General features: G+C 40.3%; 18 protein-coding genes and 1 tRNA gene. 7 read left to right on the top strand and 12 right to left on the bottom strand.

Features of this window, described 5'->3' with window-relative positions; translation table 11 throughout:
* The first annotated feature begins 74 nt into the window (after positions 1 to 74).
* From DFQ04_RS14430 to DFQ04_RS14410, 5 genes are all read left to right on the top strand, one after another.
* Positions 75 to 5588: a T9SS type B sorting domain-containing protein gene (locus DFQ04_RS14430; RefSeq protein ID WP_133557089.1), complete on the top strand. Its 5514-nt coding sequence runs from the start codon at positions 75 to 77 to the stop codon at positions 5586 to 5588.
* 1 nt (position 5589) lies between these two features.
* Positions 5590 to 6342, top strand: coding sequence for a peroxide stress protein YaaA (gene yaaA / locus DFQ04_RS14425; protein WP_133557087.1), 753 nt, complete (start codon positions 5590 to 5592; stop codon positions 6340 to 6342).
* 118 nt (positions 6343 to 6460) lie between these two features.
* Complete coding sequence (locus DFQ04_RS14420; RefSeq protein ID WP_133557085.1) at positions 6461 to 9934, top strand: gliding motility-associated C-terminal domain-containing protein; 3474 nt, start codon at positions 6461 to 6463, stop codon at positions 9932 to 9934.
* Positions 9935 to 10137: 203 nt separating this feature from the next.
* The gene (locus DFQ04_RS14415; protein ID WP_133557083.1) at positions 10138 to 11364 is read left to right on the top strand and encodes an MFS transporter; all 1227 of its coding nucleotides are present in this window, start codon (positions 10138 to 10140) and stop codon (positions 11362 to 11364) included.
* Between the two features lie 45 nt (positions 11365 to 11409).
* Entirely contained in the window at positions 11410 to 12786 is a 1377-nt protein-coding gene (locus tag DFQ04_RS14410; protein ID WP_133557080.1) for a glycoside hydrolase family 140 protein, read from the top strand.
* Here DFQ04_RS14410 and DFQ04_RS14405 read toward each other — a convergent pair.
* Together DFQ04_RS14405 and DFQ04_RS14400 are read right to left on the bottom strand one after the other, a co-directional pair.
* Positions 12783 to 13019, bottom strand: coding sequence for a YgdI/YgdR family lipoprotein (locus DFQ04_RS14405; protein WP_133557078.1), 237 nt, complete (start codon positions 13017 to 13019; stop codon positions 12783 to 12785). The genes DFQ04_RS14410 and DFQ04_RS14405 overlap by 4 nt on opposite strands.
* Positions 13020 to 13101: 82 nt before the next feature.
* Positions 13102 to 13175 (bottom strand) — tRNA-Arg (locus tag DFQ04_RS14400).
* A gap of 176 nt (positions 13176 to 13351) precedes the next feature.
* Here DFQ04_RS14400 and DFQ04_RS14395 point away from each other — a divergent pair.
* A complete protein-coding gene (locus tag DFQ04_RS14395) occupies positions 13352 to 14095 on the top strand; it encodes a porin family protein (protein WP_133557076.1) in 744 nt (247 codons plus the stop codon).
* Between the two features lie 30 nt (positions 14096 to 14125).
* Here the strand turns inward: DFQ04_RS14395 and DFQ04_RS14390 are convergent, their stop codons facing one another.
* Positions 14126 to 14746, bottom strand: coding sequence for a phosphatase PAP2 family protein (locus DFQ04_RS14390; protein WP_133557074.1), 621 nt, complete (start codon positions 14744 to 14746; stop codon positions 14126 to 14128).
* Positions 14746 to 16203, bottom strand: a complete 1458-nt coding sequence (rpoN, locus tag DFQ04_RS14385) for an RNA polymerase factor sigma-54 (protein ID WP_133557072.1) — start codon at positions 16201 to 16203, stop codon at positions 14746 to 14748. The genes DFQ04_RS14390 and rpoN overlap by 1 nt, the downstream gene beginning before the upstream one ends.
* A gap of 173 nt (positions 16204 to 16376) precedes the next feature.
* Between rpoN and asnS the strand changes: the two genes are divergently transcribed.
* The gene (gene asnS, locus DFQ04_RS14380) at positions 16377 to 17828 is read left to right on the top strand and encodes an asparagine--tRNA ligase (protein WP_133557070.1); all 1452 of its coding nucleotides are present in this window, start codon (positions 16377 to 16379) and stop codon (positions 17826 to 17828) included.
* Between the two features lie 32 nt (positions 17829 to 17860).
* Here asnS and DFQ04_RS14375 read toward each other — a convergent pair whose 3' ends face one another.
* From DFQ04_RS14375 to DFQ04_RS14340, 8 genes are all read right to left on the bottom strand, one after another.
* Positions 17861 to 18703 (bottom strand): DUF3667 domain-containing protein, encoded by an 843-nt coding sequence (locus DFQ04_RS14375; RefSeq protein ID WP_133557068.1) that lies wholly within the window; start codon positions 18701 to 18703, stop codon positions 17861 to 17863.
* A gap of 68 nt (positions 18704 to 18771) precedes the next feature.
* Positions 18772 to 19959, bottom strand: a complete 1188-nt coding sequence (locus tag DFQ04_RS14370) for an MFS transporter (RefSeq protein ID WP_133557066.1) — start codon at positions 19957 to 19959, stop codon at positions 18772 to 18774.
* A 63-nt stretch (positions 19960 to 20022) separates the two neighbouring features.
* A complete protein-coding gene (locus DFQ04_RS14365) occupies positions 20023 to 21489 on the bottom strand; it encodes an NAD(P)H-hydrate dehydratase (RefSeq protein WP_133557064.1) in 1467 nt (488 codons plus the stop codon).
* A gap of 9 nt (positions 21490 to 21498) precedes the next feature.
* Entirely contained in the window at positions 21499 to 22803 is a 1305-nt protein-coding gene (locus DFQ04_RS14360; RefSeq protein WP_133557062.1) for an MFS transporter, read from the bottom strand.
* A gap of 60 nt (positions 22804 to 22863) precedes the next feature.
* Positions 22864 to 23328 carry an ExbD/TolR family protein gene (locus DFQ04_RS14355; protein WP_133557060.1) on the bottom strand — a complete coding sequence of 155 codons (465 nt, stop codon included), beginning with the start codon at positions 23326 to 23328 and terminating at the stop codon, positions 22864 to 22866.
* Position 23329: 1 nt separating this feature from the next.
* Positions 23330 to 23965 (bottom strand): ExbD/TolR family protein, encoded by a 636-nt coding sequence (locus tag DFQ04_RS14350; RefSeq protein WP_133557058.1) that lies wholly within the window; start codon positions 23963 to 23965, stop codon positions 23330 to 23332.
* 1 nt (position 23966) lies between these two features.
* Positions 23967 to 24296, bottom strand: coding sequence for a hypothetical protein (locus DFQ04_RS14345; protein WP_133557056.1), 330 nt, complete (start codon positions 24294 to 24296; stop codon positions 23967 to 23969).
* A 51-nt stretch (positions 24297 to 24347) separates the two neighbouring features.
* Complete coding sequence (locus DFQ04_RS14340) at positions 24348 to 25154, bottom strand: MotA/TolQ/ExbB proton channel family protein (RefSeq protein ID WP_133557054.1); 807 nt, start codon at positions 25152 to 25154, stop codon at positions 24348 to 24350.
* Positions 25155 to 25454: the final 300 nt, after the last annotated feature.

The raw sequence follows: 25454 nt of genomic DNA, 5'->3' as shown, positions 1-25454 counted from the left end.
TCGTTTATTTGAATGTCAAGTAGCTTCTAGAACGTTTTCGACGATAGGTTGTTTTAGAAAGCAGTTCGAAAAATATGAAAAGCATCCCGATTTCCATAAGATTCATTTTAATTTTTACCAAGTCACTTTTTTTGATTTTGGTAGGAATGAATGCCCCGTCTTATGGTCAGGGCTTTAATGAGAACGAATGGATTTTTGGTTATTGTCCGGGAAGCGACAATAATTACCTTTCTTTTGGGAAGGGTGGCAGTCCAAATGTTCAAACCTTGCCATCCACAGTTTTGGTAGGGGCCAATAATAATGCGCTAGCAATTGACCCAATTACTGGCCAACCCCTTTTCTTAACCAATGGCGAATTAGTCTACGATTTCGGCTCAAATCCTTTAGAGGGAAGTGCTCCCGGATTAAATGGAGACATTGACGGAAGACAAAAAGTAGCAACAGGATTTTTAGAATATAACCCAAACGGAAACAAGCTTTTCTACATTTTCTACCTTTCCCCTGGAGGTCAGCTTCAATACGCGGTAGTGGACATGAATGCCCCAGGACAGGCAACTGGAAATGAGAGGCCATTGGGAGAAGTAATCGCCAAAGACCAGGCTATTGGGCCTGGTCAAGGAGCGCTCTTAGTGGTAAAAATTTCTGCTTCACCTTCTTATTTGATCAGCTTTTCAGGTGGGAATTTAATTTCAAGAGAGCTTCTTCCAACCCAAGGATCATTTAATCAAAAAGATACCCGGGGGATTCCGTTTACCCCAAAGGCTATCATTTTCGATGAGGAAAACAGCCGTCTTTTAGTGATTTCGGAGAATTCTGGAGATGATATTTTGGTGATTCCATTTGATACCTCAACTGGGAATTTTGGAGCCCCACAGCCCATTTCCAATTCTGGAGGAGCAGGTGAAATCGGTGGAGCAGATTTTTCCCCTGATGGAGATTTTATCTATTTCTCTAGGGGAAATCAGCTTTTCCGAGTTCCAAGCAATAATCTGTCAGCAACACCTGAAGAAATCACCATTCCCAATGCACCAAGTCAAATCTTTGACATAAAGACCGGACCTGATGGGCAATTGTATTATATCTATGAGGAAGTGGCTGGGGGGCCACAACTTATCGGACGAGTCACCAATCCAAATGAACCTGACCTGAGTTTGGTGACTTTGGAAGAGGATCCATTTAACGGAACAGACTTTTGCGGGAAGATTTTCCCAACTTTTGCACCCAATGCTGACATTGAACCTACAGTTGATTTCACCTGGGATCCTGAAGAACCTTGCTCTAATAACCCGGTTCAATTAACCAGCGAAATAACTCCTGAGAATTACCAACCTATTTCTTTCAATTGGGAATTTAATCCTCCGTTGACCGATTCGGATGGAAATCCACTTCCAGCTGATTTTAAGCAAGAACATTTCTTGATTCCTCAAGATGCAACCACCGGAACCAGTATTTCAGTGACGCTAACGGTCGAATTTGCTGATGGAACCAAAAAGAATGTCTCCAAGGACATTCCACTAACTGAAAATAATCTGGAGGCCAATTTTACTCCTTCCGATACAACTCTTTGCGAGTCTTGCTTTGATATTGAGCCTCTACTTCAAGCTCAATCCGCTGAGGGGGAACAAGGCGGAGAAGCACCTGGGGCAGGAGGAAGTAATTACGAATATTTCTGGTCCAACAAAAGAGACCGGGGATGGATTGGTAAGGAGGCTAATGAGATTTGTAAGCCTGGATTGTATTGGGTTTTGGTAAGAGAGCCAGGGTCTCAGTGCTATGCCTATGCCGAGATTCGCGTAAAAATGTGGGATGTGCCAGACCAAACCAACAACATCTGGTATTTTGGAGACGGAGCGGGCTTGGATTTTAATCCGGATCCTGATGATGAAAATGCACCAGTTCCTAGGCCAATTGCTCAAAGACATCCTCAAAATATTCCAGCTGGTACGACTACTATTTCAGATCAGGCTGGGCAAGTTCTGTTCTTTACCGACGGATCCTCTGTTTGGGATTTGAATGGAGATTTGATGCAGAATGGGGACAATATTGGGGGAGACAATTCTTCCAGTCAATCTGTCGTCGCGGTGGGAGTTCCTACACAGCCGACTTTATTCTACCTATTTACTACCCAAAGCTCAGCCAATGGGACGAGTACTGTTTCCTACTCTTTGGTAGATATCAAGTCAGAAAATCTGACGGGAGTGGGTAATGTCTCCACTAAAAATAATTTTCTTTTCAGTCCATCTACAGAGCAAAGCGCTGCCATAACTTCAGGGGATACGACTTGGGTGATGTTTCATGAACTAGGAAACAATACTTTCCGGGCTTATCCAGTGACTACAAACGGAATTGGACAACCTGTTTTGAGCTCAGTGGGAAGTAATCATGGATTTAATTCCGGGGTGGGAACAATGAAGTTCAGCCCGGATGGAACCAAGGTCGCGGTTACTATTTCAGAAGGAGGATGTAATCGTGCAGAAATCTTTGAGTTTGATCAAAAGACCGGGAAAATGAAAGAATACGCCCGATTGAATTTGGGTTGTAATGGAGATATCTACGGGCTGGAATTCAGCAATGAATCTGACAGAGTCTTGGTTTCCTATAGAAATGGAGGGCCGGGAGTTGAGGAATTTATAATCAAGCAAGTCGATAATGACGATCCAAATGCGGCAGCCTGTCCAGCTTGCTTTGCAAATGCCACCACCAGGGCTCAACGCGAAGCATGTATTCTTTCTACCAAAAAACAAGTAAGCGGTACTGCCAATTTAAACCTTGGAGCTCTTCAAATCGCTTCTGACGGACAGGTTTATGTGGCAGTAGTTGGAGACAATAGAATCGGCCAAATTCAAGTTGGAAGTGGCTGTACAGGCACCAGCACCTTTACTTTGGATGCTGTAGAACCTATGCCTGGTACCTCGAATCTCGGTTTACCCAACTTTGTCCAAAATTCAGGAAGTTCAATCCCTGAGCCTGCGCTTTCCTTACCTACAAGATTGTGTTTGGATCCAGCCACTGGAGCAAGTGGATTGTTTGAGGGAGCTGGAGAACCAGATATCGACAGCTATTTTTGGACTATTACAAAAGATGATGGAACAGTCATTCTGAATGCATTTGGAGGGCCAGGAGAAGAGTTCCAAAGCCTAGAGCAAGTCTTCAATGAACCTGGAATTTATACAGTTGAACTCAGGGTTGACCGATGTGCTGAAGTAGCTTATGCTGAGTTTGAGGGCGAATTTGAAGTAGTTGCCCCACCTGAATTAACCTTGGAATCGGACGTAACTCTTTGTGCTGGAAATCCAGTTACACTAACTGCTATTGACGGGTACGATCCTTCGGATGGGCTTTATGATTTCTTATGGACGAATGCTGCTGGACAAGTATTTGGAGACGAAAACTCAAATTCCATCATTGTGGATGAAGAGAGCATTTATACTGTTCAGGTTTCTTATAGACTTCCTAGCGGGCTTTCTCCAGATGAAGCTCTTTTATTTGAAACCTGTCCTTCTTCAGCGGAGGTTTTTGTAGGCCCTGCATTTGAATTTGAATTAACCCAAAGTGCCACTGAAGTTTGTTTTGAAGATGTCACTGTCTCCTTTGCACCGGACACACCTATCTCTGGGGAATGGTTTTATGACCTCAATCAAAGTGGGACAAGAGTTTCCTTGGGTGAGTTCTTTGAATTGGAATTGTTTGTAAACACACTTCCAGGACCCGGTCAATATGAAATCATTTTTGTGACAGAGGATCCTATTTTGGCGGGTTGTGTGGTAGAGAAAAAGTTGGATTTATTGGTCAACGAACTTCCCCAATTCACTTTAACTGCAACCAACCCAGCAACAGACTGCAACACGCCTGATGGTTCGTTTGAAATACAGATGCAAGGCAATGCCTCGGAAGTACGAGTTCCAGAATTGAGTCTAGTTTTCTCAAATGTAAATGCAGGAGATGTAATCCCTGTTACTGGAGTTTTGCCGGGAGTATATACTGTGGAGGCCGACAATTCGACCGGTTGTTTCTACTCCGCCTCCGTGACAGTAGAAAACCTAAATCCTCCTGCATTATTGGAGTTTACTGTAGCTACAGCAGATGAAGTCTGTGGAGGAACAGGTGTAAATCCGGGATTAATTACCATCTCGTTTAACTCGGGAATTGCCCAGCAAGGAGAATATAGAATAGTAAGACAAGGTAATGGACAAGTCTTTACTGGTCCCCTGCCAAATCAGGCTTCATTTGATGTAGAGGTACCTTATGGAGATTATTTGGTAGAGGTAAGTGACCTATCGGGTTGTTCAATTCCTGACCCAACCGTATATAGCATTGGGCAAAAGTTTGAAGTGGTATTTTCCGTACCAACTTCCGTCACGGCATGTGAAACCTATTCCTTTACTCCACTTGGACCAAAACCTTTGAATTACACGGCTAGGAATTCCTCAGGAGGAATTTTGACACCTGACACCAACGGTAATTTCACTTTCACACAAAGCGGAACCTACACGGTAAGAGGCGAGGATCCTGCTGGAATAGATTGTCCTTTGGAAATCTCAATGGTAGTCAATCTGACCCAGCCTATTAATTTCTCGCTTTCAGGACCGATTGAAGATTGCCAAACAGGAGTGAGGTATGAAGCCGTATTGGTTAATGCTTTGCCTGCAGATGTCATTTTCCTATGGAAAGATGATTTGGGAGTAATCGTCGGAAGGAGGCAGACTTTTGTCCCAAGCAGAGATGGGAATTATTCTTTGGAAGTTCAACCAGCATCAGGTGGATTGTGCTCCAGTCAGGAAATTCCATTCACAGCTAAAACGCTTCCAAGCCCTGTTCCTGTGACTTTGGATGTCACACCATTCTGCTTTAGCCAAACCTCCACAACTTTAGCAGTCAATGCTGATTTAACCAATGTCGATGGAATCGAATGGTTTTCGGTAAATGGTGGGGTAAAAACAAGAATTCCAGCTTTTGATGATTTACCAATTGTGCAAGTAAGCAATGAAGGGTCCTATGAAGTTCTGCTTAGAAGCGTACAAGGTTGCGAACTTGGAAGAGCCAGTGGTTTGGTTGTGAAATCCACTATTATCCCACCTGTGATTCCCGAAGAGTTTACGATTTGTGCCGTCGAGGGAGTGACCACCAGTATAAATCCTGGAACCTATGATAATTATTCTTGGAGACTGAATGGGGTGGAAGTTTCCACTGAAGGAATATTTACACCTACCCTTCCAGGCAATTATGAATTGGTGGTTTCTGATAATCTAGGCTGCGAATATTCTGCAACTTTTACGGTATTTGAAGATTGCGAGCTTAAAATAATTTATCCAAGCGGTGTGGTTTTGGGAGACCCCAATCGGAATTTCATTCTCTACGCCAACGAATATATTGATGAGGTGGAGGTCTTTATTTTTAATCGTTGGGGTGAGTTGATTTTCTATTGCGAGCATGAAAATCTCGAACCCAAACAACCATTCTGCCCTTGGGATGGAACCTATAATGGAAAAAATGTACCAAATGGAACATATGCTGTAGTGGTGCAGTTTACTTCCAGAGACCAAAATCTAACTCGAAAAGAAACCAAAGCGATTACCATTATTCAATAGCATGTTAATTCTGATTTCCCCCGCAAAAACTTTAGACTATTCCAATCCTCATTATCAAGAATTCACCCATCCAGACTTTACCAATGATATTAAGACTTTGGTACAGGTGATGAAAAAGAAAAAAGCTCAAGACCTCGCTGAATTGATGCATATCAGTGAGAATCTGGCCGAGTTGAATGAAAAAAGATACAAGACTTTCCAAAAAGAATTTAATCCTGATAATTCTAAACAGGCTCTTTTGGCCTTCAAAGGGGACGTCTATACTAAAATTGATGTTGACAGCTACTCCAAGGAGGAGTTTGAATTTGCCCAAAAACATCTCAGAATTCTTTCTGGGCTTTACGGGCTCCTAAAACCACTGGACTTGATTCAGCCCTATCGATTGGAAATGGGAACGCGATTAGAAACAAAAAAGGGTAAAAACCTTTACGAATACTGGGGATCAAAAATTGCCAAAGCGATAAATGAAGTGGCTAAGGATCAAACCATAATCAACTTGGCATCCCAGGAATATTTCAAGGCGGTGGATTTAAAAGCCCTGAAATCAAAAGTTATTACCATTCATTTTAAAGAATTTAAAAACGACAGTTATCAAATCATTGGTCTCTTTGCCAAACAAGCAAGGGGCATGATGACTGACTTTGCAATCAAAAATAAAATTACTGACCCTGAAATGCTGAAGACATTCCAGCAAGAGGGCTATGAATATTCGGAACCTTTCAGTTCGGCCGAAGAATGGGTATTTGTAAGATAAACAGGGAAAGGGTTCAATGAATTGAAAATGAGCCCTTTTTCATTTTTTGGTCGGCTAATTTTTTGGTAGTTTAGAAGCCTGTTTTCCAATATTTTGGCTTAAGTATCTCAATTTAAAAATGAGAAAAATCACTTTTTTTCTAGCTGTATTTATTTCGCTGGTAACGGCTGCTGGAGGAACTGCATTCTTTTTTTTAAAGACCGAAGAGACAACTTCCCAAGTTGAATTTCTAAATCAGCCGGAATTAACTGGACCAGACAGACTTTGTAATGTTTTTGGAAGTATTATTGGATCATTTTCAGGGGGAGGAAATCCCTTAACAGATGTGTATTCTTGGAGAATTTTGGGGCCAAGTAATCAAGTTTTATTTACCGGCTCAGGTGGAGCCGGATTTCAGACGATCAGCTTTACTTTCTCCATCAATGGACAACACAAGGTAGAGTTGCAAGTAACGAGAGGCGGGATAGAGGTGGGGAAATTTAGCAATACTGTTGATGTAATAAAGGGACCGGAAATAGTCTTAAATGATCAATACTTAACCTGCAATTCTGAGGCTATTACCCTCATTGCAATTTCACCATCTGACCCAAACCTTGACAAATACAGTTTCCAGTGGAAGGATTCATTTGGAATTCAGGTGGGGGACAAAAACGAATTCACAACAGAAATTTTAGGGTCATATACAGTAGAATTCTATTTTTTAAATTCTCTTGGAATCAAAGAGTGTACTACAATACTAAAAACTGAAATTATTGAAACCCAAACTACCAATCTGATAATTGATAAAATATCAGCGTGCCCAGATGAAACGATAACAGTTAAAACCAACCCTCAATTATCAGGAAATTGGTTTATTAAAGAGACTAGTTCCGGTATAGAATTCCCATTCGGGTATTCCACACAACTTTCAATAAGACCTATTTTGGACTTACCAAATCCTGGAACTTATACCGCCATTTTTCGAGCTGAAAGTCCATCCAATCCAAATTGTGATATTGAAAAAACCGTGAATTTTTCCTATTTCGAAAAGCCTAATTTAAAATTTCTGGATCCTCAGATTTCGAGTGGTTGTAATATTCCTGATGGGGAAGTATCAATTGAAGCCTTGACAGAAATAAATTTTTTGGAAATCAAAGGAGGATCTTTAAGCTATACCAATATTAAAGTAGGTGATATTTTAAATTTCCCTAATCTAAAATCTGGATCATATACAATCACAGCACAGCTAGGAGGCTGTCAAAATACCTTCACGGCAATTGTACCATTGGATAATCCTCCCGATCAATTGGAGTTCGCTATTCAGGATATCCAACCTGAGAAGTGCACCCCTAAGGGCAAGCAAAATGGTTCCTTTAAAGTCATCTTACAAAATGGCCCTTTTGATGGATCCTTCCGAATCGTCAATGAAAGAGGAGCCATAATCCGAGAAGAGGATACGGGCTCAACATCTGAAATTTTTATTGAAATTCCTGGAGGAATCTATTTCTTCGAAATCTTTGATAAAAATGACTGCTCACTTCCTGAACCCAAAGAAATAATTATTCCGAGCGTTGATTTAGTCCAATTTGGAATTCCGGATGAAATAAATATTTGCCAATCGTATGATTTGATGCCAGAAACAGATCAGGGCTTAGTATTTACATTGGAATTTCCTGATGGAACAGAAGAAATAAAGCAAAAAGGAGAACCCTTCACATTGACCCAAGCTGGCCTACACAAATTGATAGGTTACATTCCTAACCAAACAGAAATTTGTCCAGATTTGAAAGAATTTCAAGTGACTTTAGTAGATGCCGTGGATTATGCACCTGTTCTAGTCAATCAGGACTGCTTTGGAAACCGAACATACAAAGCGGATATTTTCGGAAAAGATCCAAACACTGTAATTTTTAGATGGTATAATGAAAATAACGACTTGGTTGGAACAGGACAATTTCTTAACCCTGTGTCCAATGGGATTTTCAAGTTAGAAGTTCAGCCTGCTAACACTGAATCCTGCCCTATTCAACCCATTGAATTCGAAATTAAAGAGCCCATTTTAGCTGTAGACTTGACGCTAAATCCCACCAAACTCTGTGAGTATGGTCCAAAAGCAATAGTGGATCTGTTATTTACTTTCCCTGAAGAAGTTACCGATATAGAATGGAGGAGATATGATGAATTAGGAAATATTGAACCTCTTCCCCAATTCAAAGATAAAAAGCAGATTTTAGCCGAAGTGGCAGGGATCTATGAAGCTTCAGTTTACAGCAGAATCCCATCTATCAATAAAGATTGTGAACTTGGACGAAGCACCATTGATCTAAATCTCATTCTTGACAAAGTTGATTTTGATGTTCCTAGCACACTTTCCATTTGTGATCCCTATTCCCTGATTCCTGATTCAAGTAGTCCTTTGGAATTTGAACTCACCTATCCAGATGGATCTATCCAAATCAAAAATTGGAATGAATCATTTATTATTGATCAGGAAGGAACCTATACCATTCTTGGGTATGATCCGGATATCAAAGGACCTCTTTGCCCCAATCAGAAAACATTCGATGTTGTCATCAACCAACCTGTTCAATTCTCTCAAGAACTAGTCGATTTGACCTGTGATGGAGAGTATACCTATCAGGCAGTAGTTGAAAATTATCCCGTTAATGAAGTGGATTTCTTTTGGAAAGATCCTAATGGGAATTTGGTAAGTACTTCCTCTGAATTAAGAACCTTGACCTATGGCGAATTCACTCTTGAAGTTCAACCTAAAGGTTCTATCCCTTGCTCCAATCAGGAAATTCCATTTGAAATTCCTGTCCCAACACTTTCGATTCCTGCAGAAATAGAAGCTGAGACGCTTTGCCCAGACCAGGCTGACGCGGCACTCACCTTAATTACAAATTTGGAAGAGTCCTTGAAAATTGAATGGTGGTTTACTGACCTAAGTAACAATCAAAGCGAATTGATAAATGAAAAAGGGAAAACGGAAATTCTTGCTAATGAAGAGGGTACATATGAGGTAAGAATAATTAATCAGTTTGGTTGTTTGCTTGGTTTTGACAATGTATTGGTTATTCGAAGCACGGATCAGGTTAGGCCGATTCTGGAGGACTCCTATTTGATTTGTCCAAGATACGATATAGCTCCCACTTTAAATCCTGGGAGCTTTTCTGGATATGAGTGGTATTTGGGGGATCAACTTGTATCTACCAATCCAACTTTCAAGCCTAGTCAAATTGGAAATTATAATTTGATAGTTTTTAGCCAGGAGGGATGTGCTTACCAAATGAGTTTCTTGACAGAGGAAGAATGTGATTTGAAGGTCTCCTATCCCAATGCCATCCAACCAGGAAATCCAGACAAAGGATTCTTGATTTACTCAAATTACCTAGTCGATGAATTGGATGTCTGGATTTTTAACAAATGGGGAAATTTGGTTTTCCATTGCCAAAACTCATCTCCGATCAAAGATGAATCTACTTGTATTTGGGACGGATTTTACAACGGGAAAAAGGTTTTACCGGGAACTTATGCGGTAAGAATCAATTATAGAAACATAGAAAAAAATATTTTAGAGGAGGATTTTGGTTCGATCCTAGTGATTGATTAAGGTGCCTGGAAATCGAAAACTAATTTAATGTTGACATTGCTAAGATTATTTGAATGACTACATCTTCCCTTTTAGTCCTACAGTAGAATAAAAGCAAAGGGTACTATTTTTTTTGGACGGGAAAGCTAAATCCTTTTTTTTTTCTATTTTGAACCGTTTCAATCTTAGTCACAATTCATCCCAAAAACCAAAAGCACTTATCTATGACTCAAACCATCAATCGTGGCGCTCTATTCAATGCAAGCTGTCTGGCGCTAATCACCACCGCCTTCTCATTTTCCATTCGGGCGGGTATCCTTCCTCAATTGGGAGATTCGTTTGGTCTGACTGCAGAGCAGTTGGGCTTTATTAACTCCATGTGGTTCTTTGGATTCCCAATTTCCATGATTTTGGGTGGCTTATTCTATCACAAGGTAGGTCCAGCAAACATCATGAGAATTGCATTTATCATGCACACACTCGGAATTTTGATGACCATTTTCGCAGGAGGTTATACGACGCTATTGATCTCTACACTTTTTATCGGATTTGGTAATGGATGTACAGAAGCTGCTTGTAATCCATTGATTGCAGACATGTACTCCGGAACTACCCTAAACAAAATGCTTAACCGATTCCACATGTGGTTCCCTGGTGGAATCGTAATTGGTTCATTGGTTTCCAAGTTTATGACAGACGGTGGAATGACTTGGCAGTCTCAAGTTTGGGTGATGATGATCCCTACCATTGCCTATGCAGTTCTTTTCTTCGGGAAGGCATTTCCAAAGCCAAGTGTGGAAGGAGCAACTTCCGTTGGATCCAACATCAAGGCGATGTTCAGCCCGGTATTTATCTTCCTTTTCTTCTGCATGGCCCTTACGGCTATCAGCGAATTTGGCCCTCAGCAGTGGGTGGGATTGATCATGAGCTCAAGTGGTGCTAGCCCAATGTTAATCCTTGCTTTGACCACAGGGGTAATGGCAGTAGGACGATTCTTTGCAGGTCCAGTGGTAAAAGCCCTTGGCCAAACAGGAGTTCTTTTAGGAGGAGCAATCTTTGCAGCCCTTGGAATTTTCTTGTTCAGCACAGTAACCGGACCAATGGCCTACGTGGCAGCACTAATCTTTGCAATTGGTGTTTGTTATTTCTGGCCAGTGATGGTAGGAGCCGTGGCCCAGCGGGTTCCTCTTTCTGGAGCATTGGGAATGTCCATCATAGGAGGTGTGGGAATGTTTTCTACCGCTATTTTCCAGCCTATCATCGGTGGCTGGATTGACTCTTCCAGAGCAGCGCAAAGTGCAGCTGGATTAGCAGGAGATGCCCTTGAATTGGCAGCAGGTCAGGATACATTAATGAAAATGGTCACTTTCCCAGGTATTTTGATCGTCCTATTTATCATTTTCTTTATTTGGCAAAAAGGCTCTAAACCAGCCGCAGCAGCCGCACATTAATCTAAATCAAGGCAGCCAAATGGCTGCCTTTTTTTATCTTGGATTATGAAAAAAATCTTGACCCTAGCACTTTTTCTTTCCTTTTGCTTTACAGGAAAAGCTCAAGAAATCCAAGGCCCGATCAAAGTCCACCCTGATCAAAGATATTTAACAACCTCAGAAGGGAAACCATTTTTCTGGATGGCGGATACAGCTTGGGAATTATTTCATCGTCTGGACGAGGAGGAAGCAAAATTCTATTTAAACAAAAGAAAAGAGCAAGGCTTCAATGTGGTTCAAGCGGTAGTTTTAGCAGAGCTTGATGGAATAAATTCTCCTAATGCAAATGGAGATTTACCTTTTATTGATCCAAGCAAGTGGCAATACAATGAGGCCTATTTTGAACATGTGGATAAAATCCTCAACCTCGCTCTCGAGAGAGAAATTCATCTTGCTCTTCTACCTACTTGGGGGGATAAATTATTTAAAAATTCATGGGGAATTGGTCCTGAAATATTTACCCCAGAAACAGCTTATGCTTACGGTAAATGGATAGGCAATCGCTACAGAAATCAAAAAAATCTGATTTGGGTTTTGGGAGGAGATCGAAATCCTAGGGAAAATTCTTTGGATGTTGAAGTCTGGAACCAAATGGCTAAAGGAATTCTAGAAACCCAAAATCCCTCAAATCCTATATTGATCACCTTTCACCCCCAACCTGCAGAACCTGGAGGAAGCTCTAACTGGTTCCATAGCGCGGATTGGCTAAGCTTCAATATGCATCAGACGGGGCATTGTCCTAACCAACCCACCTACGAAAAAATCAGCCATGACTTGGCCCTTTCTCCACAAAAACCAAGTATAGATGGGGAGCCGATGTACGAAGAACACCCTAAGTGCTTCAATGCAAAAGAACTTGGGTACAGTGAGGCAGCCGATATCCGAAGAATCATGTATTGGAATGTATTTGCTGGGGCGGCGGGCCAAAGCTATGGATGCCATGCGGTATGGCAAATGTATGATTTGGATAAAGATCCAGTAAATGCCCCATTGAAACCCTGGCATTTGTCTTTAGAATTAGAAGTAGCCAATCAGGTCAAGCACTTGAAAAACTTACTATTAAGCCGGGATTTCTTCGATAGAATTCCTGATCAAAGCTTAATCCATTCCCCACAGAATCAAGATGATTCCTATGTTTCTGCGACAAGAAGCAAAACCGGGCAATATGCCTTTATTTATTTCCCTGATGGAAAAACAACTCTACTTGATCTTTCCACCCTTAAAGGGCCCCAGTTTAAACTAACCTGGTATGATCCAAGGATAGGAATAACTTTTCCGGAGAGTCAAATCAATCAGGTGACCAAAGCTAATCCTGTAGAAATAAAAACCCCAAGCCAAGGAAGAGGCAATGACTGGGTCTTGATAATTGACGCTTTGGATTAATTGGGGCTGCAGTCGTAGGATTGGTATTCTTCAGAGGTCAGGGACCAAAGCTTTCCATCCTCATCCCTATAGGTTAAGACCCCTGTGCTTTTGAGAATTTCAATGTTTCCGTTGGAAGTAATGGTAGATCCATCTGTCAAAACTATGGTGCAAGGTCCATCGATCTCATTGATATCGATAAGCTTCTCACAACTTGAAAAAAGAATTAAGAGTAAAAAGAAAAGCCTCCTCATGGAATAATTTATTTATTCGAATATGGTCAAAAAGAAACTTTTGTGAAACAAAAAAGCCCGAATCATGAAGAAACGGGCTTTGTGACCTCGTTAGGATTCAAACCTAAAACCTCCTGAGCCGTAATCAGGTGCTCTATTCAGTTGAGCTACGAGGCCGAATTGGTTTGCAAAAGTACCGAATAATCTATTTTCTCCAAACAGCAGCTTCTAAGAATTTTCAAATTCATTCTGAAAGCACCTTGGATACTTAAGAATAATTAAGAGCATTTAGGGGGTTAATCCTATTGGTTTTTATATTTTTGCCCTCATTCTAAGCAAAGAAGAATCTTTTGATGAAAAAATTACTCCTTCTGATTTTCGCAGTAGTATCCCTGAATCCAGTTCTGGCACAGGAAACTGAATCTAAACCTAAAACCCCAATCGGAGGACGCCCAAATATCCCCAGCGATCTCAATTTTGAATTTGGATTTAACCAATTGAATAATCGGCCATCTGATATCGGGGTCAATTTCTTCGGTTCCAGAACCTTCAACGTTTCTTATCAATTTCCAATCGAAGTCGGTGAAAAGACGGGTTTTACAATCAATCCTGGATTCGGAATTGGGTCTGATAAGTTGGAGTTTAGTGATTCTGAAAACCTATTTCCAAATCCAACTTTGGGAAAAGAGTCCTCAAGACTTATCCCAGTTTCAGATATTTATGGAGATAACATTGTCCTGAAGAAAAATAATTTTTCTACTAACTACTTTGAGGTTCCGATTGACATCAGATACCATTTCAACAAGAACAATTACAGCAAAAGTTTCCGAGTAAGCCTTGGAGCTAAAGTAGGCTACCTATACGAAGCCCACACCAAAATCAAATATGAATCTGCTGCTGAGGGAAATGTAAAAATTAAAGACTCTCAAAACTACGGACTCGAAAAATTCCGCTATGCCATCACATTCAAGGCAGGAAGTCCAGGATTCTATGTTTGGTCTAATTTCTACCTAAACCAAATGTGGCAGCCAGGAAGAGGGCCATTTGCAACTCAGGCCAGCCAAATCAATTTTGGAATTGCAGTAACAGTCTTCTAAATACAAATCCGGCTTTTCAGCCGGATTTTTTTATCCCCAAATAAAGGAGAATCCAAACCAGCAGATAAGAAATCCTGTAAAAAAACCTATGTAGACTTCGAGCGGTTTATGCGCATTTAGGTACAATCTTGAAGAAGCAATAACTCCACATAGAAAGACTCCCAACAATACAGGAGTAAGTTCATTAAAAGTCGGGAAGTTCTTCCCCAAAACTAGAACTACTGCCAATAATCCTCCGGCCCCAGTCATATGGGCAGACATTTTCCAGAAAAAAGAAATCACTGATAGGATTAAAACGGAAATGGAAATCACTGCCATTCCTTTCCAAAGTATTTCGTCCAAATCACTTTTCTGATAAAGGAAATAAGTGGTCATCACGAAGTAAATGCAAGTAATTATGAAAGGAACTGTCCTTTCTTTAATTGTAGGCATGTGAAGGCTTTTCACCATCCCACTCAACCTTAGCCCAATAATGGTGACCATTGGAATCAAAAGCGTAGAAAGAACGACCAAGTAGAAAATGCGAAGCTTGAATTCTTCTGGGATGCTTGTAGCTTCTGGAACAGCAAAAAGCATCAAGCCATAAACCAAGGCAGGCATCAACAATGGCTGGAAAACTACGGTAATAACTAAAGCAAAAATCCTCAGCACTAAAGTTCCTTTCTTAATCTTGCCACCGGAATCTGAAGCTGCTCCCGGTATTTTGCTACAGTTCTTCTGGCGATATTATACCCTTTTTTGTTTAGCATTTTCACCAGCTTGTCATCTGACAAAGGCTTTTTCTTGTCTTCTGCATCCACCATGCTCTGGAGTACAGATTTTACTTCACGATTACTTACATCTTCCCCACTATCAGTTGCAATGCCTTCAGAGAAAAAGTATTTCAAAGGATAAACTCCAAATTCGGTCTGAATGGATTTACTGTTAGCCACTCTGGAAACGGTGGAAATATCCATGTCGATTTTTTCAGCGATATCTTTCAAAATCATGGGGCGGAGATTGGTCTCATCTCCATCGATGAAAAACTCCTTCTGATACTGCAAAATCGCCTCCATAGTCCGAAGCAAAGTATTTTGTCTTTGCTTGATGGCGTCAATAAACCATTTGGCTGAATCCAGTTTTTGCTTCACAAAGGTTACTGTCTCCTTAAGCTTCTTATCCTTCTTATCACTTTTGTCATAGGCATCAAACATCTCCGCATAAGACCTGGAGATTCGCAGTTCAGGAGCGTTTCGACTATTTAGACTTACCTCCAGCTTTCCACTATTATTGGTCAGAATAAAATCAGGGATGATGTATTGGGTTCTCACCAAACCATCAGAAACCCCTCCTGGCTTTGGATTCAGACGCGTAATCAAGTTTACTGCATCTTTGATTTCATCTTCATTTAGATCCAGTCTTCTTTGGATCTTGGGATAATGCTTTTTTGTAAACTCCTCGAAACAATCATGAATAATGGAAAGCGCATGAACCACAACGGGGTCATCCGGATGTTCTTTTCTTTCCAATTGGATTAAAAGACACTCCTGAAGATTTCTAGCAGCAATCCCTGCCGGATCAAAATTCTGGATCTTTCGGAGGATTTCCTCCATCTCATCGATATCTGTTTCGATATTTTGGGAAAAGGCGAGGTCATTTATGATCGCTTCCAAATCCCTTCGGATATACCCATCGTTTTCGATACTTCCGATCAATTGCTGTCCGATAATCTTTTGTCGGTCATCCAACTTTAAAAAATTCAGCTGGGAAATCAATTGCTCATGAAGCGTGGATTGGGAAGAAATTGGTATCTCTCGATCTTCCTCATCAGGATTGTAATTTCCATCTCCTTGCATTTTGTACCCACTGTACTCATCATCCAGGTAATCATCGAGATTAAGTTCATTGTCATCCCTGCCTAAATCATCTTCATAAGAGTCCTCAAAATCATCCTCCTGAGACTTTTCGGGCTCTTCTTCTCTGCCTTCTTCCAAGGCAGGATTGATTTCCAATTCTTCTTCTATCCTGGCATCTAGCTCAGCAGTAGGGACCTGCAGCAATTTTATAAATTGAATTTGCTGAGGAGATAACTTCTGTGAAAGAGTCTGAGAAAGATTAAGCTTTTGCATGCAATGTGTTAAACCTGCTTTTTGGGTTCAAAAAAAGCTTTTTCAGTTGAAAAAGCCCGTTGATCAAAGTTAGGAAAAAGAGGCAATTTTTTGATAAAAAGGTTATTTAATCGTTTTTTTGCATTCCTCTTAGGGAAGGCGAGAAACCTATTTTCTCTTAAAATAAAGAACAAATGGCATTTAACAAACGGGTCAAAATCAAGACAGTCCTGGATCAAAACCTGATTGGACAAGAAATCACCCTTATGGGTTGGGTACGGACAAAGCGAAGCAACAAGAATGTCTCTTTCATTGCTCTCAATGACGGCTCCATAATAACCAACTATCAGGTGGTGGCAGATCCAAATGTCATTTCAGAAGATATTTTGAAAAGATGCAGCACAGGTGCTTGTCTAAAAATCACAGGTACCGTGGTGGAATCTCAAGGTTCTGGACAATCATCCGAGCTCAATGCCAAAATCATTGAAGTTTTGGGAGATGCAGATCCGGAAAAATATCCTTTGCAGCCTAAAAAGCACTCCTTGGAATTCCTCAGGGAAATCGCTCACCTTAGAATGCGTACCAATACTTTCAGTGCGGTATTCAGAGTGAGACATGCCTTGGCTTTCGCTGTGCATAAGTACTTTAATGATAAAGGATTCTTCTACATCCATACACCAATTATCACTGCATCGGATGCTGAAGGTGCCGGTGAAACATTCAAAGTCACCACGTTTGACCTATTGAATCCTCCAAAAAATGAGGAGGGGAAAATTGATTTCAAGCAGGACTTCTTCGAAAGAGAAACCAACCTGACTGTTTCCGGTCAATTGGAAGGGGAGCTGGCGGCTATGGCTTTGGCGGAGATTTATACTTTCGGCCCGACTTTCAGAGCTGAAAACTCCAATACTACGCGACACTTGGCTGAATTCTGGATGATTGAACCAGAAATGGCCTTTTACGACGCAGAGGACAACCAGAATCTGGCTGAGGACTTCTTAAAATATATTATTGGCTATGCGCTTGAAAACTGTGCTGAGGATTTGAAATTCTTGGCTCAAAGAGCTCAGGAAGAGGAAAATACTAAGCCAGCTGATCAAAGGTCTGAGTTGGGTTTGATTGAAAAGCTCAAGTTTGTGGTGGAAAATGATTTTGTCAGATTGACCTACACAGAAGCGATTGATATCCTCAAAAACTCCAATCAAAACAAGAAAAAGAAATTCCAATACCTAATCGAATCTTGGGGAGCGGACCTTCAGTCTGAGCACGAGCGCTATTTGGTAGAGAAGCATTTCAAGAAGCCGGTGATTCTAACCGATTATCCTAAGGACATCAAGGCTTTCTACATGAGACAAAATGAGGATGGTAAAACCGTAGCTGCAATGGACATCCTTTTCCCTGGAATTGGGGAAATCATCGGGGGTTCTCAACGGGAAGAAAGGCTTGAAAAACTAACTCAGCGAATGCAGGAAATGAATGTTCCTGAGGAGGAACTGTGGTGGTACCTAGACACTCGACGATTTGGAGCCACTCCACATGCGGGTTTTGGGTTAGGCTTTGAAAGAATGGTCCAATTCGTCACCGGAATGGGAAATATCAGAGATGTAATCGCATTCCCAAGAACACCAGGAAACGCAGAATTTTAAACCTAAAAATCCCCGTCAAGAGTCGGGGATTTTTATTTTACCATCCAGAAAGTAACCCAAAAAAGGATGTACCTATAGAGAATAAAACTTGGGACAATATATATCCCGACTAAAAGGCTTCTCCAAATTGACCCAATCATATTTGTTTGATAACCCCTTCTGAGTATAAAAAACATATAAGTAAAGATTATGAGTAAAAATAAAATGGTCATGTTTAGCTCATTGATCAGGGACTCCATATCAACCCCAAATAAACTGGAAATGAAATTTAGAGATGCAGGAAAGAGAACCAGAATAATTAAAATATAAAACCCATAGAAATAGGCTGAACCAGCAAAGAAATCAATCAGGAATAACTTTTTATTCTTCAAATAGAGCAACTTCAAAAACAAACCTTGAAGTAAATCCAAAACAATCAATAAAAGCTTTGCATTTGAACTCGAAGTTTTTTCAAACTCAACTTTAAAGATATCAATCGATAACCCAGAACCTTCCAAGTAATCCTCTACAACTTCTCTTACTTGAGCGCTATAAGGCAAATGGTACATTTGAATCTCAAGGTTAGTATTGAAAGTCGAGATCAAAGGAAAAATGAAATAAATCAAGTTGGCGAAAAAGAATACCTGAAGCGGAGATAGATATTTTTTTCGAATTCCCATAACATAACTCCGAACCAATTCTCCTGGGTTACTGACCAAAAGCTTGATCGTTTGGAGAAATTTTCCATCTGCCACAAAAATTGAAGAAACCAATTCTTCAAAAAAATGAATCAAGCTTTTGTCCTTTTCTTCAAGTCGCTTTTCTCCACAATTACCGCAATAATACCCTTGGATAGTTTGACCACATCGAACACAGGTAGAATTGGACGATTGCATGGAAACTCAAAAGTTTGAATCTTAAGATGAAAAAAAATCTCTTGAATTACTAGCCTCTAACTTTTGGTTTAGCTGATCACCTTCACTCGCTTCGCTAAAGGAATACAGATAACGCTGAAAAATATGGCTATATAGCCTACGATATTAAAGTTGGTCAATTGGCCTGCTTCATTTTCTCCTATAATCAATCCCGCGATCAAGGAAGCGAAACCTGCCGCTACTTGCTGAACTGCAGAATTAAAACTTAGAAAACTACCTCTATTTTCCGGCTTAGCTGTTCCGGTAATAATAGCAGCAGCGGGTACGTATCGCCCATTGGAGGTAACAAAAAACATGGTCGTTATCATCAATACAAATGGAATTGGAGTAACTCCCAAATGCGTGATTATTCCTATCGGCACCAAGTTCAAAAGCATAAAAACGGTGAAAATTTTAAGCTTCCCATATTTGTCCGACAGCTTACCGACCCAAGGCGAAGTGAAAATGGTAAACCCACCACCAGCGATATAGATATAGGTAAGTTGCATTTCTGAAAACCCTACATTGGCTACATTAAAGGGACTCAGAAAAGGAATGATCATAAACTGCCCAAACATCATCATAATAGACAGCGTGATCGCTCGCATCTGATTGCTATTTGAGGTTACTCTTGACACTACTTCCAAAGGACTTGGCCTTTTTATTTCCAAGTTCATATGCTCAGAAATAGAAGGAATGAACTTGTAAATCATTCCCAAACTGACGATTGACAAGCCTGTCAAAATGTAAAACGGCGTGTGCCAATCGGAAAGGCTGGCTAAAAATAGGCCTAAAGGAACCCCCATTACTGAAGCGAAAGAAAATGCAGACATCACAAGTCCCATGGCACTTCCTCTTTTTTCGTAAGGAACTACATCTCCGATTATTGCCAAGATTAAAGCGGAAGTTAAGCCTCCGAAAATTCCAGAAATTACCCTGGCAGCTAATAGAATTCCATAACTAGGAGAAAAGGCACAACCTAAAGTCCCGACCGTAAAGCCTATATAAACCCAGAAAAGGATTTTTTTTCGATCAAATCGATCCAGAAAAAATGCTCCAAAAAAACTGGATGCCCCAGCACTAAAGGTGTACGATGAAACCAAAAGGCTAAACTGACTTGGACTGATTTCAAAAAGCCGCATCAACTGAGGACCCAGAGGCATGAGTATCATGAAGTCAACAATGTGGATAAAATTGATTGCTGCAAGTGTCCACAGCAAAGCCTTTTCGCTTTTCATAAGAAAATGTATGGTGTGAAAACCTCCAGCACAAAAAATAAGTTTACGCTCATCGAAAAAACTTTAGCTAATTGACAATTGCTTAAATGTTTCCGGAATTGCCTCTAGTATATCTGAGGCAATTGTTGACCTCAATTTTTCCTTTCCTGCAATCTCCCCCGCTAGTCCATGTTGAAAGACTCCGCAAATCAAGGCCTGCTCAGGAGAATAACCCTGCCCTAGAAATGATGTAAGCATTCCTGTCAAAACATCTCCTGATCCAGCTGTAGCCATAAATCTGGAACCAGATGAATTGAAAATCTGTCGGCCATCTACCAGACAAATGACTGAGTTCGCCCCTTTGATCAAAACATTAAGAGAATAGTGCAGGCAAAACTCTTTCGCAATTTTTAATCTTTCTAGATGAGAGTCTGTCTTTCCAAAAAGCCTTTCAAACTCACTCAAATGAGGAGTCAGAATACTCCCTTTAGGAACTTTTTTAATCAGATTTTTATGCTTGGAAAGAATGGTTAGCGCATCGGCATCAAGAACCATGGGGGAAGAATAATTGTCCAGGACTTTTTCCAGAACTTCAACACTATCTATTCCCAATCCAGGCCCGACACCAATTGCATCAAATTTTGAATAATCAACTTGATCCTCAAAAACCACCATGGTCTCAGGAAGAGAAGACTGTATAATGAACCTTTCCGATTCAGGAATTAGACAAGTGACCAATCCTGAACCAGTTCTTAAAGCACTTTTTGCAGAAAGATAGGCAGCTCCCATTTTTCCTTTACTTCCTGCAACGAGAAGAATTTTTCCAAAATCTCCTTTATGGGCAAATCGATTAAACTTTCTATGATAGTTGGGGACATCTTTTTTTTGGAGAAAAAAGTAATCAGAATCAATTTCCATCAATTCAGAATCTTCAATTCCAATATCAATCACAACCAATTCACCGGTAAATTGAGCATTTTCTGGAAAAAGAAGGGCCAATTTCGGAAAGGCAAATGTGAGCGTATGAGAGGCTCTGACGCATTCCCAAGAACAATTAGAATCAGAAGGCAAGCCACTAGGGACATCCACTGAAAGGACCTGTCCCTGAAAGGAATTAATGGCCTGAATAATATCCTTTGCCTCTTTTCTCAATTCACCTTTCAACCCAACCCCTAAGTATGCATCAATCAAAACATCGAAAGAAGAAGGATTAAATTCCTTCCAAGATTGCAATCTTACCGCTGAAGGTACTAAGTCAAAATTGGATTTTGCATCTGGGCTAAGTAGGGTTCCAGGTTCAAAACAGGTAAAAAGAGTAACCTTCCAACCTAGTTTGCTGAGTAATCTTGCAATAGCAAAACCATCTCCGCCATTGTTACCAGCTCCACAGAAAACGGCTACTCTTTCATTTCCCAAGTAGGATTGAGAATTAAACCATTCTGCGAAACCTAGAGCCGCATTCTCCATCAATAAAAGGCTAGAAATTCCCTTCCTTTGGATATGTAAGCTATCCAAATGACGAACATCCGATCCTTTAATAATTTTAAGCATGGGAAATAATTAGGATGATAGAGATTTTTTGGGAATAGTTACCAAAAGCAAGAATCCCAATCCAACTAAGAAAAACACGCCGAGTGAAACAGCAGAATTTCTCATGCTTCCAGTTAATTGCTCAATTGCTCCATAGGTAAAAGTCCCAATTACAATGGCCACCTTTTCCGTAACATCATAAAAACTGAAAAATGAAGCATGTTCCGTACTGCTTTCAGGAATTAATTTAGAGAAAGTAGATCTAGAGAGAGATTGAATTCCTCCCATCACCATTCCCACTACAAAAGCTAGTGCATAGAATTCATAGACGGAATAAACATAATATGCCGCACCGCATATTCCTATCCAGATCAAAACCATGATCATCAAACTGATCTTATTACCGAATTTCTTGGATACAAATGCAAATAGGTAACTCCCTCCAATAGCGACAAACTGAATAATCAAAACGGTAAGAATAAGTTGATCTCCAGGTAAGCCCAATTCTTTATCTCCAAAGGATGCTGCTAAATACATGACCGTCTGAACACCCATGGAATAAAAAAAGAAGGATGCCAAAAATCGATACATGACAGGCATCTGCTTAACCCATTTAAATACACTCCGTATTTCCTGATATCCTTTTACCAAAAATTGGCTTTCAATATTTTTTTTGTAAGGATTCTTGGGAAGATATCTAAACGGAATCTGAGCAAATCCTGCCCACCATAATCCGGTAATTAAGAAGGATAATCTAGCTGCAAAGCTGCCTTCTGGAAATCCAAACAAATCTGGGTATTGAATAGTCAATAGAGTAAAAACCAATAAAATTACGCTACCAATATACCCCAAGGCAAAGCCTTTGGCACTCAAAAAATCATATTCACTTTCCTTTGCTATTTCAGGTAAATAGGCATTGTAAAAAACAATACTACCAGCATAACCAATACTGGCCATAACACTACAGAGTATTCCAAATTCAAGATTGGAACCGTCAAAAAAGAACAACCCCATACAAGAAATGGAACCCAAGTAGGCAAAGAATTTCATGAAGCTCAATTTCCTGCCAGAAGCATCGGCAATCCCCGAAAGCAAAGGTGAAATCAAAGCAATTATCAAGAAGGAAAAGGAAATGGAATAGGAATAAAGAACTGTATTAACTACCTCCCAGCCGAAAAAGCTTACTCGATCGGAGCCGTCTATTCCCTTTGTAACACTATTATAATAGACCGGAAATATAGTCGAAGTGATGACCAAGCTATAGACTGAATTTGCCCAATCATACATTGCCCAAGCACCTTGAACCTTGGATTTATTCGTAAGAGTTAGTTTCATAGTATAAAATAAAAAAGCCATTCGATAATCGAATGGCTTTAAATATAAGTATTAGGAAATTTAATCTTCGTAGATCTTTGCAGTGGAAGCATACAACACCCGTCGCGCATCTGCATTTCTCAATTCAGTCTGTACGTCGGAGATAGGACCCATTTTCACATCCTTATCCACCTTCAAGGAAACGGTCATCAATCCACGATCTGCCTCAGCAAGCAAATCACGTTCTTGGTTGCCCCACTGAACTATTTCTGGAGCAGTGATCAATACATCATTTGCCTGGATTCTAGGCTCAGACCCATAAAGTCCTACATTTTTTGGTTTCCCAATAAATAAATAAGAAATCAAGGTCTTATTCTGAAGCTTTTGAAGCTGAGTAGATTGGGGGATCTTCTGCTCTACCAATAAATCTTGTTCTCTCAACACGGTGGTCACCATGAAGAAAAACAACAACATAAATACGATATCGGGGAGAGAAGCGGTAGAAACACCAGGATCAGCTTTTGGTTTTTTCTTAAACTTTGCCATATCAATTTCCTCCTATTTTATCAGGTTCAGCAATAGAAATCGCCATAGGGATTCCTTCTTTTCCTTTATCCTGTAGCGCTTTGGAAGCTTCATCATCTCCTGTAAGAGTACGATATTCATCAGCTGTCAAACCAACTCGCTCACCATAAATCTCGAAGTAAGCCTTTTTTGCCATGTCAAACACTTCAAGATATAGCTCATAACTTGTGCCTCTGTTAGTTTTGATAGAAACTACAGCTTCAGTCGGATCATCGGAAGATTCTGGTCTTCTCAAGGCCTGAGCTTGAAGAGATGCCGGAAGGGTACTCCAAAGCGCAGAACCTTTCTCAGTAGGAGCTCCAAAATTCAATATAAACTCCTTGATATCTTGATCCAATCCTTCTGGTGTTCTTCTATATTCTCCTTCTACCAACAAATCATCATTGGCGTTTATCAGAATATTGAAGATGTTACGTTCGTTTTTCTTGATATCTGGAGGCGGCACGTTTGGATCAATCTTCGGAGGCAAGATATTCAGGATACCTTTGTCCGAAGCGATCGTAGTAGTCACGAGAAAGAAGATCAACAAGAGGAAGGCGATATCCGCCATGGATCCTGCATTTACTTCCTGACTCGTTCTGTTTTTACTTCTCGCCATATTACTTCAAGCTTTTATTGATTTCCGTGAAGAATATTCCCACAACAGCAATAATTGACAACACATAGGTAGTGATCATCAGACCACCAACCATTTGGGACATTTGAGGAGTCAGATTAAATGGCTCTCCCTCAAATTTAGGCAAAACTTCGTTGGAAGAAATAGAGTAGCAGATGAAGAACAATACTAAAATTGCTACTACTCCCAACCCTGTCTTCAACAAACTCTTTGGATCGTCCAAAGATTTGATCAGCGGAAGTAGAATAGAGACTACTGCTCCAAGGCCTACTAACGCATAGCTCACATAGAGCATGATATCATAAGTATCCATAGTATTTTCTTTAATTAATGAGGAACTGATTTAGACAAAAGGGAGTAAGAATTACTTACCGGTCAATTTGTGCTTAACCAACACGTCTACCAAAGAGATAGAAGCGTCTTCCATGTCGTTAACCAAAGAATCGATTTTCGATACTAGATAGTTGTAAAACAACTGAAGGATGATTGCAACAATCAAACCCGCTACAGTAGTCAAAAGGGCGATTTTGATACCACCTGCTACGATAGAAGGAGAGATGTCACCAGCGGCTTCGATCGTATCGAATGCGAAGATCATACCGATTACAGTACCCATGAAGCCCAACATCGGAGCAAGAGAGATGAAAAGAGAGATCCAAACTAGACCTTTTTCCAATCTACCCATTTCTACAGATCCGTAAGCGATGATTGACTTTTCAACCATCTCGATACCTTCAGAGTATCTCATCAGACCTTGGGTAAAGATAGAAGCAACAGGACCTTTAGTGTTTCTGGTCACGTCTTTTGCAGCTTCAATTCCTCCAGAAGCCAAAGCCTCTTCTACCTTGTTGATAAGCTTCTTGGTGTTGGTAGTAGAAAGATTCAAAGTGATGATTCTTTCCAATGCAATTGCAAGACCCAAGATCAAACAGATCAATACAGGAGTCATGTACACTGGATCACCTTCGATGAACTTTTCTTTGATCACCTGGTGAAAGCTTTGCTCCTCAGCAACGATCTCGTCGTCAACAACTGTAGGAGATGCAGCAGGTGTTTCTACTGCTTGGGTTGCTTCGGTGGCAGAAGTATCTGCGGAAGCATCTTGTGCGTTAGCGAAAACAGGAACGAATAGGATACCTGCAAGCATGAACAAAGCGATTAACTTTCTCATAATGTGTTTTTTAAATAGACTTTTGATAAAGGTTAAATGGTTTCCAGATTAAAATCGAGTTTTAAAGTTATCATTTTTTAAATTCAAAAAACAATGGGTGCTTTTAACTTTTTTGAAAGAATGCCTTGTTTAAAGTGAATTTGAGCCAATTTTTACATGAATGGAGCAAAAATCACCACAGTTCTAATTCGTCAAAAATCTTTATGGAAAACCAAGTTTAGGCCTTCGACGATCCTAATAAAAAGTGAATCAGTTGAAAATCAATACACTAAAACATATGTCTCAAGATTATTAAAATAC

This window comes from Algoriphagus boseongensis, assembly GCF_004362805.1.
GTDB classification, from domain to species: domain Bacteria; phylum Bacteroidota; class Bacteroidia; order Cytophagales; family Cyclobacteriaceae; genus Algoriphagus; species Algoriphagus boseongensis.
The sequence above is the reverse complement of the archived record's forward strand: the minus strand, read 5'-3'. Positions and strand labels throughout refer to the sequence as shown.

Coding starts and splice junctions, on each gene's coding strand:
- DFQ04_RS14430 (WP_133557089.1), top strand. CDS start 75: ATGAAAAGCATCCCGATTTCCATAAGATTCATTTTAATTTTTACCAAG.
- yaaA (WP_133557087.1), top strand. CDS start 5,590: ATGTTAATTCTGATTTCCCCCGCAAAAACTTTAGACTATTCCAATCCT.
- DFQ04_RS14420 (WP_133557085.1), top strand. CDS start 6,461: ATGAGAAAAATCACTTTTTTTCTAGCTGTATTTATTTCGCTGGTAACG.
- DFQ04_RS14415 (WP_133557083.1), top strand. CDS start 10,138: ATGACTCAAACCATCAATCGTGGCGCTCTATTCAATGCAAGCTGTCTG.
- DFQ04_RS14410 (WP_133557080.1), top strand. CDS start 11,410: ATGAAAAAAATCTTGACCCTAGCACTTTTTCTTTCCTTTTGCTTTACA.
- DFQ04_RS14405 (WP_133557078.1), bottom strand. CDS start 13,019: ATGAGGAGGCTTTTCTTTTTACTCTTAATTCTTTTTTCAAGTTGTGAG.
- DFQ04_RS14395 (WP_133557076.1), top strand. CDS start 13,352: ATGAAAAAATTACTCCTTCTGATTTTCGCAGTAGTATCCCTGAATCCA.
- rpoN (WP_133557072.1), bottom strand. CDS start 16,203: ATGCAAAAGCTTAATCTTTCTCAGACTCTTTCACAGAAGTTATCTCCT.
- asnS (WP_133557070.1), top strand. CDS start 16,377: ATGGCATTTAACAAACGGGTCAAAATCAAGACAGTCCTGGATCAAAAC.
- DFQ04_RS14375 (WP_133557068.1), bottom strand. CDS start 18,703: ATGCAATCGTCCAATTCTACCTGTGTTCGATGTGGTCAAACTATCCAA.
- DFQ04_RS14370 (WP_133557066.1), bottom strand. CDS start 19,959: ATGAAAAGCGAAAAGGCTTTGCTGTGGACACTTGCAGCAATCAATTTT.
- DFQ04_RS14365 (WP_133557064.1), bottom strand. CDS start 21,489: ATGCTTAAAATTATTAAAGGATCGGATGTTCGTCATTTGGATAGCTTA.
- DFQ04_RS14360 (WP_133557062.1), bottom strand. CDS start 22,803: ATGAAACTAACTCTTACGAATAAATCCAAGGTTCAAGGTGCTTGGGCA.
- DFQ04_RS14355 (WP_133557060.1), bottom strand. CDS start 23,328: ATGGCAAAGTTTAAGAAAAAACCAAAAGCTGATCCTGGTGTTTCTACC.
- DFQ04_RS14350 (WP_133557058.1), bottom strand. CDS start 23,965: ATGGCGAGAAGTAAAAACAGAACGAGTCAGGAAGTAAATGCAGGATCC.
- DFQ04_RS14345 (WP_133557056.1), bottom strand. CDS start 24,296: ATGGATACTTATGATATCATGCTCTATGTGAGCTATGCGTTAGTAGGC.
- DFQ04_RS14340 (WP_133557054.1), bottom strand. CDS start 25,154: ATGAGAAAGTTAATCGCTTTGTTCATGCTTGCAGGTATCCTATTCGTT.